Below are 14,666 nucleotides of genomic sequence, written 5' to 3'. Positions count from 1 at the left end.
GATACCGCCCGGCAATGGAACGGCTCGCGCAGGCTGCCAAGAGCCGCCTACGAGCGCCTCCCTGCCAGCCAGGATCACACCGGAGAGGCCGCTGCCGGCGCCGGTGACTTCGGCAATTTTCGCTTGAGGAATCCAGCCAAAGGCACTTCCACGTATTTGTTGATGCAATACGCAAAGGCGAGCATGCCCAGGCAGACCAGCGCGAGAAGCAGCCACTTGTCGATCTTTGCGCCGACCAGGTTGAAGATCACCATGCCCACGTTCAAGTGGATCAGGTAAAGCGGATAGGAAAGGCTGCCCAGGCGGGTGGCCATCTTGGCATAGCCAGGCGATGTGGAACGCCGCAGGATGACGACGAAAAACACGACATAGAAGGCCAGGCAGATCGCGGCCACCATCTCGCCATGGAAACTGAGCTTGTTGTAGTGAGCTGCGCGCACGGCAAGATCGCTCACTTCGAAATAAAGGCCTACTGGCACGGTAACAGCCAGCATCCCCACCCTGAACCAGGAGAAACCCCGTTTCGACAGCCGATAGAACAGGCAGCCGGCGATGAAGAAGCTGGCGTAGTTGGTAATCAGATACTTTTCAACCAGAGGGATCCGATAAAAGACCTGGAACACGCAGATCAGCAGCCAGCCCGCGAGGAAATATTCGATCTGCGGCATCTTTCGCAACAGCAGAATGCAGAGCACCAGGAGATAGAATTTCAATTCCACCAGAAGTGTCCAGTAGACCCCATCAATGAAGCCGATACCGAAAAATCCATTGAGCATGGTGAGATTGAACACGTATCTCGGAACGGTCAGCGTAAAGATGTGATTGATGAAGAGATAGGTCAGCACGAAACTGACCGTGCAGCAGAACCAGTAGGCCGGATACAGGCGCAGCAGGCGCGAGCGCAGGAAAGACCAGGCAGTACCGTCTTCGGCCGTCATCAGGATGACGAATCCTGAAATCATGAAGAACAGATTGACGGCAAGATAGTTGTATTTGACGAAATTGGCAGCTGTTCCATAGAAGACCGGAGAATAGATGTCTCCGTCGGCGAACCCGCGCACCAGATAGTGCAGGAGCATGACGCTCACGGCGGCTAGGAATCGTAGGAGATCGATGTCGTGGTAACGACGATGAGCGGACGGGCCTGAGGGGAGTGGCGTGTGCATGGTGATCGCATTTTTTATGTTAAAAATCACAACAAAAGCGATAACTCAGACTTGACTTGCGGTAGCGCGTTCCGCGCGATCTGGCAAAACATCCTGATCAGCATCGGAATTTTGCAGGCATGCGCCATCTACAGCGTCGGCGAGGAGCAAAAAGAAACCGCCCAGTTCAGCAAAGAAGCCGGCTGGAAAAGTTCGTGGGGAGCCTGGTCATGAACCAATGGCATGACCAGTGAAAGGGCTGCACAGCCAAAGCCGGCGGCACAAATGAAAACAGCGCCAATACTGGAAATCCAATATTGACGCCGTCTGAACACAGGGCTTTTGCCACATGTTTTGTTTTTTTGGTCGGGACGGTGTGATTCGAACACACGACCCCTTGCACCCCATGCAAGTACGCTACCAGGCTGCGCTACGCCCCGACTGAAGAAAAAGATTATAGCAGCAATTATGTTTTTAATTCAACTGTTTCTGCAAAACATTTTCGCCCCGTCCTGCTGCTCTGCCGCTGCCCACTCTAGCGACCGCCGAAGAACTCGTTGAGAAGGAAATTCTGCAGACCCTTGGTGTCTTCCAGCCTGGCCGATAGGGTCACTACCCTGCCCAGGCGCTGCGAGTCGAAATTGAAATCGCCCTTATAGTATTTGCGGATCAGCGCAATCATGCTGTCCACCACGGCCAGTTGCACATTGCCGCCGAAGCCGGCATCCACTTCGATCAGCTGGTTCTGGCTGCGGCGCTGGTCGGTGGTCCAGCCGCGGAAACTGTATTGCGCCACCCGCGGCCCCATGCTGATGATCTGGAACACGCCATTGGTACCGCGCCCGCGCCGGTCCTGGAAGGCGATGTTGGCGCGCGCGATGTCGTTGGCAGAAGGATTCTCCGCTGCCCGCGCGGCCGCGTTCTCCTGGGCGGCTTCCTGTTCGGCTGCCTCCCGTTTCTGACGGTTGCGATTGGTGAAGGTCATGAAATCATCAGCGGGCGCCGCCTGGGTGCTGGCCACCGGCGGGCTGGCCGGTGCAGGCGTGGTCACGGCCGCCGGGCGCTGCGGGGCCGCCCGATGCGAAGGCGCCGCATGCGGACGGACGACTGGCTTGGCCACCGGCTTTCTGGCCGGGGCGGGCTGCTTGCGCGGTGGCTCGGGAGCGGCCTTGGGCGGTTCCGGCTGCGCTACCGGAGCGGGGGCTGGCGGACGGATGAAACTGACTTGCAAGGGTGCATCCGGGCGTCCCGGCTGATCGAACTTGGGTGCTGCCTCATCGAGCTTGGTACGCACGAATAGAAATACCGCCACGTGCACCAGCACGGACGACAACACCCCCAGCACGGCACGGCGGCGGGAGCGAAAAAGGACATCTGGTCGGTTCAACGCAAGCAAAAAACTCATACCTTGTGACGGCCCCTGCAGTTGGCCGGTGCAGCAGTCATCGCTGCTCCTCGGCCGCAGCGGCGCCCCATGCACCCCTGCTCACCTCCGCGTCGCCATGCACTGCTATCGAGAAAGGCGACATTTTAGCTGTTTTTATCGCAATGCCGCCCGCGCGATACGCACATTTGCGCCGCCCGCGCAGCTGCCGCTCACCGCCAGCGGCCATGCCGCCCCCAACCACTGCTGTAGCCGAAGTAGAGGGAAGACGACGGATAACTGTAAGCCGGATAGGCAGGGTAGGAAGGATAGGCGTAATAGGGTGAATAGACCGGCTGCGCGGGATAGACCGCCGCCCCGTCATAGGGCGACACAGGAACCGCGACGCACCCCCCCAGCAGCATCGCTGCGGGCAGCACAGCCAGATAGAGACGGGCCTTCATGATCTTTACTCCTCAGGCGCACAACGGCCAATATGACACTATCTTCCAGCCCGGCCGCGCCGGCCATCGCCCTTACCTTTTGTTACGCAGTTCAGCTCTACGCTTTGTAGCATGAGCAAACCTTCAGCTTGCATCGCTACCGTGTATAGGCGATGAAGCATAGCCGATCACGGCCCTGCTTATATAATGGCGCCGCGGACTGCAGCCTCAGCGCTCCGGTCCGCACCCACAACAACCACGAGACCCCACCCAAAGCGCCGCCCGCCGCGCGGTGCCGCACTCCTTGCCCACCATGACCATTGCCAGCCCCGCTCAGCACGCTCCCGTCGTCGTCATCGCGCCCGATTCGTTCAAGGGCTCACTTTCTGCCGAAGAAGTCGCCGCGGCCATCGGCGCCGGAATCCAGGCCGCCCTGCCGGCGGCGCAGATCCGCCTGTGCCCGATCGCCGACGGTGGCGAAGGGACGCTTGACGCCCTGATGCATGCCGGCGGACAACGACTGACCATCGATTGCCGCAATGCCGCCGGCCAAGCTGTGCGCGCGCCGGTGGGAATACTCAAGGATGGCAGCGCGGTGGTCGAATCCGCCGCCATCGTCGGATTGACCGATGATGCCGGCACCGCCGTCCCGGTAGAGCAGCGCAGCACGCTGGGCGTGGGCGATGCCATCCGCAGCCTGCTGGACCAGGGTGCGCGCCGTTTTCTGGTGGCCCTGGGAGGAAGCAGCACCAATGATGGCGGCGCCGGGCTGCTGGCCGGGCTGGGGATGGTATTCCTGGACGCCGCCGGCGAGGTCGTCCCCCCCCTGCCCGCCCAGTTGCACCGCGTCGTGCGGGTAGATACGTCAGGCCTGGATGCGCGCGTCGCCGAGGCGGCATTCGTGGCGATGTCGGACGTCGACAATCCACTATGCGGTGCGGAAGGCGCGACCGCAGTATTCGGTCCGCAAAAGGGTGTAACGCCGCCACAAGTGGAACAACTCGATCGTTCGCTGGCCCATTTCGCCCAGGTGCTGGAACGGGCCCTGGGCCGCAGCGCTGCCGAACGGCCAGGCGCCGGCGCAGCCGGGGGGCTGGGGTATGCCCTGCTGATGCTGGGGGCACAGTTCCGCTCGGGCGCGGAGACCGTGGCCGATCACATCGGCCTGGATGACGCGCTGGCCGGCGCCGACTGGCTGATCACCGGCGAAGGCCGCAGCGATGCCCAGACCCTGCACGGCAAGGCGCCGTTCATCGCCAGCCAGCGCGCGCGCCGTGCGGGGGTACCGACCACCCTGCTTTCCGGCGGCATCGACCGCGCCTCCCTGGGCAAGCTCCAGCAGAGCTTTTCCGGCTGTTTCTCTATCACCTTCGGCCCGCTGCCACTGCAGGATGCGATCGCCCAAGCGCCAGGACTATTGCGCGACAGCGGCGAGCAACTTGCCCGCCTGTGGCTGGCTGCCGCAAAAGGCTAGACCAGACACCCCTTCCTGCCGGCCGCGCGCCTAGACCGGCGCCGCAGTTTCCGGGGACGCAAGCGGCCTGGCGCCGCCAAAGCGGGCATTGAGCCATTTCGTCATCGGCTGCTCCAGCAACAGATAGGACAGGCATCCGACTGCGGTCGATGCCAGTACCGCCATCAGGCAGGTGAAGCCGAAGCCACGGGCGCTCAGTTTCATCCCCAGGATAACCGCCACCGGCATGACGAAGCCGTGCGCCAGATAGGTCGAATACGACGCGTCCCCCAGCAGGCTCACTTTCGCGGCCAGCGCCCTGACCCACTCCACCTTTTCCATCCAGGCCACGCCCAGCACCAGCATGGCGGAAGGAATGCCCAGGCCGATGAAGCGGTCGAGGTGCGGCCGATAGACGAACAAGGCGACCAGCGCGACCACGATCAGGCAAGCCGGTATCCACAGCGGGACCTCCCGGCGCTGCATCCACAGGCGCGCCACGACCATGCCCAGCAGAAACTCGAAGAGCACCGTACGCCCGAAGAAGCGCAACACCACGCTATCGGGCCACAGCTGGGCGACCAGGAAGATAAGCGCGAGCACCAGCGTCGCAGTCTTCAGGCGCGGCAGGCGCAGCGCGATCGCCATGGCCAGCACCGCATAGAACAGCATTTCGAAGCCCAGCGTCCAGCCAGATTCCACCAGGGGCAGGATATCGCCGCTGGCCGGAGAGACCATCGGATAGAACAGCAGCGAACCCAGCACATAGAGCAGTGGCAGGCCGTCGATGAACGCCTTGGAGCCAATGAATAGAACGATGCTCACCTTGAGCATGGTGTAGAACCAGTACATGGGGACGATGCGGATTATGCGCCGCCGGAAGAACAGTCCGGCGGTGACCGTAGCATCCGCTGGCGCGGGGATGCGGCGCGTGGAAAGATACATGACCAACCCACTGATCACAAAGAAAATATCGACGCCCACCCCGCCCATATCATGCCAATACGCCAGCAGATCGGCCTGCCCGGTACGCGCCCGCAGCTCCAGCGCGGCGTGTTGTGCGACCACCAGGCCGGCAGCGACACAACGCAAGAACTGCACCCCCAATAGATGACTGCCAGACGTCGTCAGCATAATTTCCCCCCCACGAGAAAAAACCTCAACACGGCCGCACGGTGAGCTCACCGGGGTCCGTACCCGTACCACGCTGTATCGCAAGAAACCGGGTGAACAGTGGAAATGAAGGAGCAAACCGCTCTGACTGCCCAGAGGGCGCGGATCGACAGGCGACACTCCGCCCTGCAACAAGAGTTGCAAAAATGAAATTCCGTCGATGATTTGAAAATGATCCCCGCCCGATGGCTGGCAACGCGTTACCCCTGATGCGCTGCCTCCCCCATTGAATCACTGTACGCACAAATTTTCAGCGCCACTTGCGGCATTGAAACAAAAATCTTGATTATCGGAAATGTAGATATAAACCAATAAGATTGGTCTATAAGCTGTCAAATCCATGCTTTTTTTGTTTACTATATTTTAAGCACCACGCTTTGTCGAATTTTATTTGCGCGTTGCAGCATGGCAAAAAAACAATACAAATCCAAGGTCCGAGCCTGGATATCCCAGCTCTTGGGAGAGCCAGTCTGCACAGTAGATCAGCAACCCCCCTTGCCACGACCTGATCGCCTGAGGTGAATATCGCCCGAGTCAAGCCTGGTCTTTGGCAATCACTCTTCCGCCCGTCAAGAATGTAAAGAACATTTGCTCCCCCCCTTTATTGCAGGGTCAGCAGATAGGCATTTTATTTCATTTTTACCAACAAAATCGGCAAAAGTTGATTATTAGAACGACAATTTTATTGCCGTACGGATCAGTTCATTTCCGCACTGCACTACTGATCAGTAGTGCTCGGCGGAAATTGTCGAAATCCTTTACTGGTGCGGGTTTCAAGCCGATAAGAAAATGACGAAAGGAGGCCTTTTAGTGCTGATTTTTGTTGCTCATGCGTGAAACAGAATGTTATAGTTCCGACATCAACGCATGTTTTGTAACAGGTGTCAGAATTTGTCAGAAGTAGATTGTACTTTTGGCAATAAAAAGATTGACTGCGACGCGGTGTCACAGGGCAATCCCAGCATCAAAGTGAGTTGATTTGCTTTTGATTGGAGAGCGCCACGCGCAATCCTCTTCATAAATAGTCTGAACTTAAAGGATTGATCCCATGAAAAAACTTCTCGCCGCTTCCGCTGTCGCCCTGGCACTGTCCATGGCCGGCACTGCCGCCCACGCAACCACCTTCGCTCTGGATACGACCGGCGGCACCGCCAGCATCGGCTCGCCGAAATACGCTGCCACCGAGTCCTTCAGCGACAGCTATACCTTCACCATCACCAGCCTGACCGATCTGTCTTCGGCGGTGACCGCCACTTTCAACACCAAGAATGGCGGTGGCCTGACCAGCTACACCCTGTTCAACACCACCACCAACTCGCTAATCGCCACTGGCCTCTCCTCCAGCTCGCCGTCGGGCAAGAACACCGTCATCACCTTCAGCGTTGATGCTTCTAAGCTGACCGCTGGCAACTACTCCCTGAACCTGACCGGCAAGGGTACCTACGGCGGCAACCTGACTCTGACCTCGTCTGTCCCCGAAGTCTCCACCAGCGCCATGATGCTGGGCGGCCTGGCCTTCGTGGGCATGATGGCATGGCGCCGTCGCCGCGGCGACCAGAAGCTGTCCATGCCCATGGGCATGACTGCCGCCTGATCAGCAGCGAAACAGTAGGCACGAAAACGCCCGAGCAATCGGGCGTTTTTCATTTGGGACCATACTTCGCAGGTCTGCGGGCCAAAGTCATGCCGGACCCGTCAGGCTCAAAAAAAAGCCCGCATGACGTGCGGGCCCGGCGTAACGAACAGCAATAACGAGAGCGCTTAAAGTTCGTCGGTCTTCACTGCTGTCGACACTATCCGCGCCGGCGCCCCCACGACCGTGGCACCTGCGGGAACGTCATGCAACACCACTGACATGGCCCCTATCTTGCACCCATCTCCGAGACGGATACCACCCAGCACCTGGGCATAGGCGCCGAACTCCACATCATCCCCGATCACCGGCGAAGGGCCGCCTACATGGCGATTCCCGATGGTCACGCCCTGTCGCAAGGTGCAGCGCGCGCCAATGACGGCCTGCTCATTGATGAAGATGTTACCGAAGTGCCAGATACGCAGGCCTGGACCGATCCTGGCGCCACGCGGCAGACTGATACCGAAAGCGGTTTCGGTCAGCCGGAACAGCGGCCAATACAGTGCGTTTTGCAGCTTGCGAACGATACCGGGCGGGCTCGCCTCGATACGCCGTCCCCAGCGATAGACCCAGATGGCCCAGATCGATTGTTCTTTCAAAAACGGACGGCGCAGGTTGTAGCGCTCCAGATCAGCCAGCCAGTCAGGGTCCCGCGACATCTTTTTCCTCTCAAAATCGTTCAATGTTCAATCTTCTCTCGGCATCCGGCGCCATCTTGACGTCTTGTCATCTTTTTCCATCAAAAGTTCACTGGATGACAACAGAAATGATGTCCTTAGCAGACACAGCATTTCAGGCAAAAATGCGACTGTGCAGCGCAACAATATGATAAATTTGTCGAACAAGCCAGCAACTGCAAGCAAATGCAGGGAAATTTCCACTCAGCAAATTCTTGTGGAACTTTTTCCTTCACATTTGAATCTTTGCACCTGGCCAGATAAGAACATCACCGTTCCTCGCGCTCTGCCTCGGGCAGAGAACATGGACACGTGACCAGACGTTCCGACGTCCACCCATGACAAGAGCAAATGCCGCCAGCCGAAACTGTCGTACCGATGTCGCCGACCTGTCCGCCGTTGCAGCAACTCCGTTCAAGGCCAATGGCAGCTGGCAGGACATCTGCACCGCAACTGAAGCATAGCTGCACCCCAGGATCGCATCGCCGCACGGCAAGTGCCGACACCGAAGGCGTACCAAATTCTCTCACCTGAAAGCACTTCCATGACCACCGTATCGCACCGCCCCGACATGACGAACACGCTGGCACCCCGCCCGGCGACTCTCGGCTGAGGTCCCGCATGCGCTGTATCGCTGTCATTCCGGCCCGCTTCGGCTCCAGCCGCCTGCCCGGCAAACCGCTGGCCGACATTCTGGGCAAGCCCATGATCCAGCATGTCTACGAACGCGTGAAGACGCTGGAAGAACTGGCCGATGTGGTGGTGGCTACCGATGATGAACGCATCGTGGCGGCGGTCACCGCCTTCGGGGGCAAGGCCGTCCTGACTTCGCCCGACCATCCTTCCGGTACCGATCGTCTGCGCGAAGTCATGCAACACCATCCGGCCGACCTCTATCTCAACGTGCAAGGTGACGAACCGCTGGTCAATCCGGCGCACCTGCGCAGCCTGCTGCAAGCCATGCTGGGCGCACCGCAAGTGCAGGTCGGCACGCTCTGCCATCCGATCAGTGCCAGCGAGGCGGAGAACCCCAATACCGTCAAGGTCGTACGCAATCGTGCGGGTGACGCGCTGTATTTCAGCCGCGCACGCATTCCCTTCGAACGCGAGTCCACCGGCAAGACGCGCTACTTCAAGCATATCGGGGTCTACGCCTATCGTGCCGAGCTGCTGGCGGCTTTCCCGGAATTGCCGGCCAGCGAGCTGGAGCGCGCGGAAATGCTGGAACAGCTGCGCATCATGGATGCCGGCTGGCAGATCCGCGTCATCGAAGTCGATCACGCCGCCACGGGCGTGGATACGCCGGCCTGCCTGGAACGCGTACGCGCCCTGATGGCCGGCCTGCCCGATCCTGCGCTCAAAGCCGGCAGCCTGGCAGACCTGAAGCTGGTGATCACCGATATCGACGGAGTTCTCACCGACGGCGGCATCTGGTACGACGACAGCGGCGAATGCCTCAAGCGCTTCCACGTGCGCGACGGCATGGGCATCAAGATGCTGCAGGAAGCCGGCGTCAACGTGGCCGTGATCTCCGGGCGCGATTCGGCCACCCTGCGCCGGCGCCTGGCCGACCTGGGCATCACCGTATTCCACCTCGGGGCCAAGGACAAGGCCGCCGCCTGCCAGGACATCATGGCGCAATACGGCGTCGCTCGCGAAGCCACGGCCATGATCGGCGACGACAGCATCGACCTGCCCGGCTTCGCCGTCTGCGACTGGCCGGTGGCCGTCGGAGATGCACCCGACTACGTCAAGCGCCATGCCCGCATCGTGCTGGCCAAACCCGGTGGCCATGGCGCCTTCCGTGAATTTTCCGACAGTGTATTGAACGCGCAGAACCGTTCTGCCATCTATGACAGCGTTGCCGGTTATGCCCAGGCCATGAGCCGCATGACGCAGTGACCCGCCCCCTTACAGAAACAAGTGAGCACACCATGAGAAAAACCGGTATCCGGGTATTCCAGGAACAGGCGCAAGCCCTGAACATGATCGCCGAGCGCCTGGCCGATGAATTCGAACAGGCCGTCGATCTGATGTACGACACCCGCGGTCGGGTGATCGTCTCGGGCATGGGCAAGTCGGGCATCATCGGCAGCAAGATCGCCGCCACCCTCGCCTCCACCGGCACATCGTCCTTCTTCGTGCACCCGGGCGAGGCCTATCATGGCGACCTGGGCATGTTTACCGAGGCCGATACCGCCATCCTCATCTCCTATAGCGGCGAGACCGAAGAGGTGATCCGCCTGATTCCCTCCCTGCGCCACTTCGGTCTGCGCATCATCGCCATCGTCGGCAAGCGCAATTCGACCCTGGGCAAGAATGCGGATGTGGTTCTGGATGTATCGGTGCCGCGTGAAGCCTGCCCCAACAACCTGGCCCCGACCACGTCCACTACCGCCACCCTGGTGATGGGCGATGCCCTGGCCGTGGCGCTGATCGAGAAGCGTGACTTCAAGCCCAACGACTTCGCCCGCTTCCACCCGGGCGGCAGCCTGGGCAAGCGCCTGCTCACCCGCGTCAAGGACGTCATGCACACCCAGGTGCCCTGGGTCATGCAAGACACCCCCCTCATCGATGTGATCGGCCAGATGACCGAAGGTGGCCTGGGCATGGCCCTGGTCAGCGCCGACGGCAAGCGCCAGACACTCAGCGGCGTGATCACCGACGGTGACTTGCGCCGCGCCCTGGCGGCCCGCAAGGACATCTATCACATCACCGCCGCCGACCTGATGAACCGCTCGCCCAAGACCGTCCCGGAAAACGAGATGTTCGTCGACGCCGAAGCCAAGATGCTGGAACTGAACATCACTGCCCTGGTGGCACTGAACCAGGAACAGCACGTGGTCGGCGTACTCAAGTTGCTGGACGCCAAGCGTCTGTGATTTCGGCGCAAACCGAAGTATTCTCCCCCTCCAGGCGCGACCCGGTCGACGCCGTAAATTGAACAATCACCTCCTGCATGAGGAAACGGAACATGATCAAGATCTTTGATATCGAGGTTGGAAACGAACTGCCCTTCGTCCTTTTTGGCGGCATCAACGTGCTGGAATCCGAACAATTCGCCGTCGATGTCTGCGGTGAATACGTGCGCGTCACCAAGGAACTGGGCATTCCCTATGTGTTCAAGGCCTCCTTCGACAAGGCCAACCGCTCCTCGATCAAGAGCTACCGCGGCCCGGGCCTGGACGCCGGCCTGAAGATCTTCGAAGCCGTCAAGAAGGCACACGGTGTGGCGGTGCTGACCGATGTGCACGAGCCCTACCAGGCCGCCGAAGTGGCCAGCGTCTGCGACGTGCTGCAACTGCCCGCCTTCCTGGCACGCCAGACCGACCTGGTGATCGCGCTGGCCAAGACCGGCAAGGTGATCAACATCAAGAAGCCACAATTCGTCAGCCCGCCGCAGATGAAGAACATCGTCGAGAAGTTCGAGGAAGGTGGCAACACCAACGTCATGCTGTGTGATCGCGGCGCCCAGTTTGGCTACGACAACCTGGTGGTGGACATGCTGGGCTTTGGCGTGATGAAGCAGGTCAGCGGCAACAAGCCGGTGATCTTCGACGTGACCCATGCGCTGCAACAGCGCGAATCCGGCGCAGCTGCCTCGGGCGGTCGTCGCGGCCAGGTCACCGAACTGGCCCGTGCAGGCATGGCGCTGGGTCTGGCAGGCTTGTTCCTGGAGGCGCATCCCGATCCGAGCAAAGCCTTGTGCGATGGCCCCAGCGCCCTGCGCCTGTCGCAGCTCAAGCCTTTCCTGGAACAGGTGAAGGCGGTGGATGACCTGGTCAAGAATCTGCCCGAGCTGGATACGAATTGAGCACGGCTGCTTCCATCGCGGCGGGCGGGCCTGTCCGGGGCGAACCTGCCCAGAGCGGCCCTGTCGGGTGCTCGCCTTTGTGGAGGCGCCCCCCCAGTGCCGCGCTTGACGCAACGTGGCGAGGACGGACATGAGCGCCGCGTCCAACGTCCGCTGGATCGCCTTGACGCAGTTCGTCAAGATCGGCTCCCAGTTGGTCAACATGTTCGTGTTGACGCGCCTGATCCCGCCTTCCGAATACGGCCTGATGGCCATGGCCGGCATCGCGACCAACCTGGCCTTCATCCTGCGTGACATGGGCACCGCCGCGGCCATCATCCAGAAAGCCGAACTGCACGACAACGATAGCTCCTCTGTATTCTGGCTGAACATGATCGGCGGCCTGGTGCTGATGCTGCTGCTGTGGGCAGTGGCTCCCGGCATGTCGGCGACCTTTTCCGAACCGCGCCTGACGCAGGTGCTGTGGGTCCTGGCCATCACCTTCCCGGTAGCAGCCAGTTCCATGGTGCATCAGGCGCTGCTGGAGCGGGTGTCGCGCTTCCGCCTGATCGCCGGCATCGAATCGGCAGCCTCGCTGCTGTCGCTGGTGATCGCGCTGCTCATGGCGTTCCAGGGCGCCGGGGTGTGGAGCCTGACGGCACAGGCGGTGATCACTGCGGTCTGCACCACGCTGCTGCTGTGGCGCTATTCTCCATGGCGTCCGAAGATGATCTTCGATCGGGCATCGATTCGCAGTGTCTTCTCCTTCAGCGGCGCGATGGCCGGAAACCAGATGGCAGCCTATGTATTCCGCAATGCCGACAGCTTCGTGGTCGGCAAGATGCTGGGCGCCACCGTGTTGGGCAATTATTCGCTGGCCTACAAGCTCATGCTGTTCCCGGTGCAGAACATCTCGTGGGTGGCAGTGCGTTCGCTGTTCCCGGTGATGAGCCGGCGCCAGGACGACCAGGCCTACCTGTCCAGCCTGACGCTGCGCTCCCTGAGCCTGATTTCCTTCGTAGCCGCGCCGATGATGTTCGGAGTCGCCAGCCTGTCGGACCTGTTCGTGGCGGTCTTCCTCGGACCCAAGTGGGCCTTGGTGGGCGATATCCTTCTTTTCCTCGGACTGGTCGGTTACCTGCAGGTGATCACCAGCGTGGCCGCCCCGGTCTTCATGGCACTGGGCAAGACCGGCTGGATGCTGCGGCTGTCATTGATCGGCACACCGCTCTATGTGCTGGCCTACGTGCTCGGGGCGCGCCAGGGTGGCGTGCAGGGCTTGGCGCTGGGCTACCTGGCGGTGTCGGTGGTGATGGCCTTCCCGACCTTCTATTTCGCCTGTCGACTCATCGCCGTGGGGCTCAAGGATTTCCTGGTCGCGCTGTTGCCATCGCTGCTCTCGGGGGTAGGCATGATGCTCTTCGTCATGTTCTGCCGCCACCGCGTCCCGGCGACCGGGACCCTGCTCTTCGCGCTGCTGGCCGGCGCCGGAGCCCTCTTCTGGCTGATCACGGTCGCCCTGTTCCAGCGTGCCGCCGCCAGAGAGTTCTTCCGCCTGGCCTTCAAACGGATCAAGAAATGAACCACCTTACCAAGGGCTCTCCACGATGAAAATTGCCATCTTTGTGCTGGCCGACATGTTCGTGCCGCTGATGCTCAGCACCGGTCACAGCCTGGAACAGCGCCATGGTCACCAGGTGCGCTACCTGAATTTCCTGCCGCATGACCACAAGCTGCTTGCCAAGAACACTGAGCAGCTCTATCCGCGCAATCTGGAAACGCTGGACGGCAGCGCCCGGGAAGAAAAGATTCTGTTCGCCCAGGATGAGGTGCAAGGCATGGTCAACTTCATGCAGCTCAAGCATGGTGGCAGCCTGCAGGAATGGCATGGGCGGGTCAATGCGGTAGCGCGTTATCTCCAGCGCTTCATCGATGAGCAGGCACCTGAGCTGTTCGTGGTATGGAACGGCCAGGACCACATCGGCCAGGTCATCAGCGTGCTGTGCCAGCGCAAGCACATCCCGGTGGTCTACCTGGAAAACGGCTACTTCGCCAACACGCTCCAGGCCGACCTGGCCGGCGTGAACGCCTCGGCCACATTGGCGGCGCTGGACTACGATGCCGTGCTTGCACAAGCCCAATCGCAGCCACCTTCCGGCGCCGAGAGTCAGCCAGCCCCGGCCCTCGAGATCCGTCCTCTGACCCGCACGCAACTGGCGGCCATCGCGCTGGCTCATCGCACCAATCTCGCCTACTACACCCAGTATCCGGAACAACGCGGTTCCAGCCGCATCAAGACCTGGCAGATCAAGCGTGAACGCACTGCCATCCCGAACGACCAGGTCACGCTGCCCGAGCACTTCGCTTTCGTCCCCCTGCAGGTCCACGACGATACCCAGGTGCTGCTCAATTCCAGGCTGGTGCATTCGGTGGAGGAGTTCTTCGAGACCGTACATGCCGCCATTCGCCGGACCTGCGGACCGGACTATCCCATCATCGTCAAGGAACACCCGGAAGACTTGGGACGCTACGACTACAGTGAACTGCGCCAGAAATACCCGGATGTGATCTGGCTGCGCAAGTTCGACATCGAATTGCTGCTGGATCGCGCCACCATGGTATTCGTGATCAACTCTTCAGTGGGCTTGCAGGCCGTGCGCCGCAAGAAACCGACCGTGGTGCTGGGCGAGTCCTTCTACTCCAAGCCGGAAATCGCTTTCGTGGTCAAGGACCTGTCCCAGCTTGATGCCAACGTCCAGCGCGCCGCCACCGGGGTGGACGAAATGATGTCGGTACGTATCGATCGCTTCCTGGAAGCACTGGATCGCACCCTCTTCGTGAAAGGCACATGGAAGTATCCAGCCTGCCTCCAGGCCGGGCCAGCGCTGGCAGAGCGGCTGCTGGCACTGTATGCCGGCGGTGCGGGCGCAAGTGCAAAGGCCGTGCCCAGCAGGTCCGTTGCCAACAGTTGAATCGGCCCGCCACA

The 14,666-nt window shown here is 60.7% G+C and carries 13 protein-coding genes and 1 tRNA gene; 8 read left to right on the top strand and 6 right to left on the bottom strand.

Features of this window, described 5'->3' with window-relative positions; all coding sequences use genetic code 11:
• Positions 1-74: 74 nt before the first annotated feature.
• The gene (locus VE092_RS14880) at positions 75-1,166 is read right to left on the bottom strand and encodes an acyltransferase (protein ID WP_324877984.1); all 1,092 of its coding nucleotides are present in this window, start codon (positions 1,164-1,166) and stop codon (positions 75-77) included.
• Between VE092_RS14880 and VE092_RS14875 the strand changes: the two genes are divergently transcribed.
• Positions 1,161-1,379, top strand: coding sequence for a hypothetical protein (locus tag VE092_RS14875; RefSeq protein WP_324877982.1), 219 nt, complete (start codon positions 1,161-1,163; stop codon positions 1,377-1,379). The two genes, VE092_RS14880 and VE092_RS14875, sit on opposite strands and share 6 nt — an antisense overlap.
• Before the next feature lie 129 nt (positions 1,380-1,508).
• Here the strand turns inward: VE092_RS14875 and VE092_RS14870 are convergent.
• The 3 genes from VE092_RS14870 to VE092_RS14860 form a co-directional block, all read right to left on the bottom strand.
• Positions 1,509-1,585: transfer RNA gene (locus VE092_RS14870), tRNA-Pro, on the bottom strand.
• Between the two features lie 95 nt (positions 1,586-1,680).
• Complete coding sequence (locus VE092_RS14865; protein ID WP_324877980.1) at positions 1,681-2,532, bottom strand: hypothetical protein; 852 nt, start codon at positions 2,530-2,532, stop codon at positions 1,681-1,683.
• A 209-nt stretch (positions 2,533-2,741) separates the two neighbouring features.
• Positions 2,742-2,972: a hypothetical protein gene (locus VE092_RS14860; RefSeq protein WP_324877978.1), complete on the bottom strand. Its 231-nt coding sequence runs from the start codon at positions 2,970-2,972 to the stop codon at positions 2,742-2,744.
• A 292-nt stretch (positions 2,973-3,264) separates the two neighbouring features.
• On the opposite strand from VE092_RS14860, the gene VE092_RS14855 reads away from it, so the two are divergent.
• Positions 3,265-4,425, top strand: coding sequence for a glycerate kinase (locus VE092_RS14855; RefSeq protein ID WP_324878041.1), 1,161 nt, complete (start codon positions 3,265-3,267; stop codon positions 4,423-4,425).
• A 30-nt stretch (positions 4,426-4,455) separates the two neighbouring features.
• Here VE092_RS14855 and VE092_RS14850 read toward each other — a convergent pair whose 3' ends face one another.
• Positions 4,456-5,538, bottom strand: coding sequence for an acyltransferase (locus tag VE092_RS14850; protein ID WP_324877976.1), 1,083 nt, complete (start codon positions 5,536-5,538; stop codon positions 4,456-4,458).
• Between the two features lie 1,087 nt (positions 5,539-6,625).
• Here VE092_RS14850 and VE092_RS14845 point away from each other — a divergent pair.
• Positions 6,626-7,171, top strand: a complete 546-nt coding sequence (locus tag VE092_RS14845; RefSeq protein WP_324877974.1) for an FxDxF family PEP-CTERM protein — start codon at positions 6,626-6,628, stop codon at positions 7,169-7,171.
• Between the two features lie 167 nt (positions 7,172-7,338).
• On the opposite strand, the gene VE092_RS14840 is transcribed toward VE092_RS14845, so the two are convergent.
• Positions 7,339-7,869 carry a serine acetyltransferase gene (locus tag VE092_RS14840; protein WP_324878039.1) on the bottom strand — a complete coding sequence of 177 codons (531 nt, stop codon included), beginning with the start codon at positions 7,867-7,869 and terminating at the stop codon, positions 7,339-7,341.
• 639 nt (positions 7,870-8,508) lie between these two features.
• On the opposite strand from VE092_RS14840, the gene kdsB reads away from it, so the two are divergent.
• The 5 genes from kdsB to VE092_RS14815 all read left to right on the top strand — a co-directional run bounded on the left by kdsB (position 8,509) and on the right by VE092_RS14815 (position 14,652).
• On the top strand, positions 8,509-9,789 hold the full coding sequence (gene kdsB / locus VE092_RS14835; RefSeq protein ID WP_324877972.1) for a 3-deoxy-manno-octulosonate cytidylyltransferase: 1,281 nt from the start codon (positions 8,509-8,511) through the stop codon (positions 9,787-9,789).
• 32 nt (positions 9,790-9,821) lie between these two features.
• Complete coding sequence (locus VE092_RS14830) at positions 9,822-10,769, top strand: KpsF/GutQ family sugar-phosphate isomerase (RefSeq protein WP_324877970.1); 948 nt, start codon at positions 9,822-9,824, stop codon at positions 10,767-10,769.
• 92 nt (positions 10,770-10,861) lie between these two features.
• Positions 10,862-11,701: a 3-deoxy-8-phosphooctulonate synthase gene (gene kdsA, locus VE092_RS14825; RefSeq protein WP_324877968.1), complete on the top strand. Its 840-nt coding sequence runs from the start codon at positions 10,862-10,864 to the stop codon at positions 11,699-11,701.
• A 130-nt stretch (positions 11,702-11,831) separates the two neighbouring features.
• On the top strand, positions 11,832-13,262 hold the full coding sequence (locus VE092_RS14820; protein ID WP_324877966.1) for a lipopolysaccharide biosynthesis protein: 1,431 nt from the start codon (positions 11,832-11,834) through the stop codon (positions 13,260-13,262).
• Between the two features lie 25 nt (positions 13,263-13,287).
• Entirely contained in the window at positions 13,288-14,652 is a 1,365-nt protein-coding gene (locus tag VE092_RS14815; RefSeq protein WP_324877964.1) for a capsular biosynthesis protein, read from the top strand.
• Positions 14,653-14,666: the final 14 nt, after the last annotated feature.

It is taken from the genome of Herbaspirillum sp. (assembly GCF_035644555.1).
Classification (GTDB): Bacteria; Pseudomonadota; Gammaproteobacteria; order Burkholderiales; family Burkholderiaceae_D; genus Herbaspirillum.
This window is presented reverse-complemented; position numbering and strand designations above follow the sequence as displayed.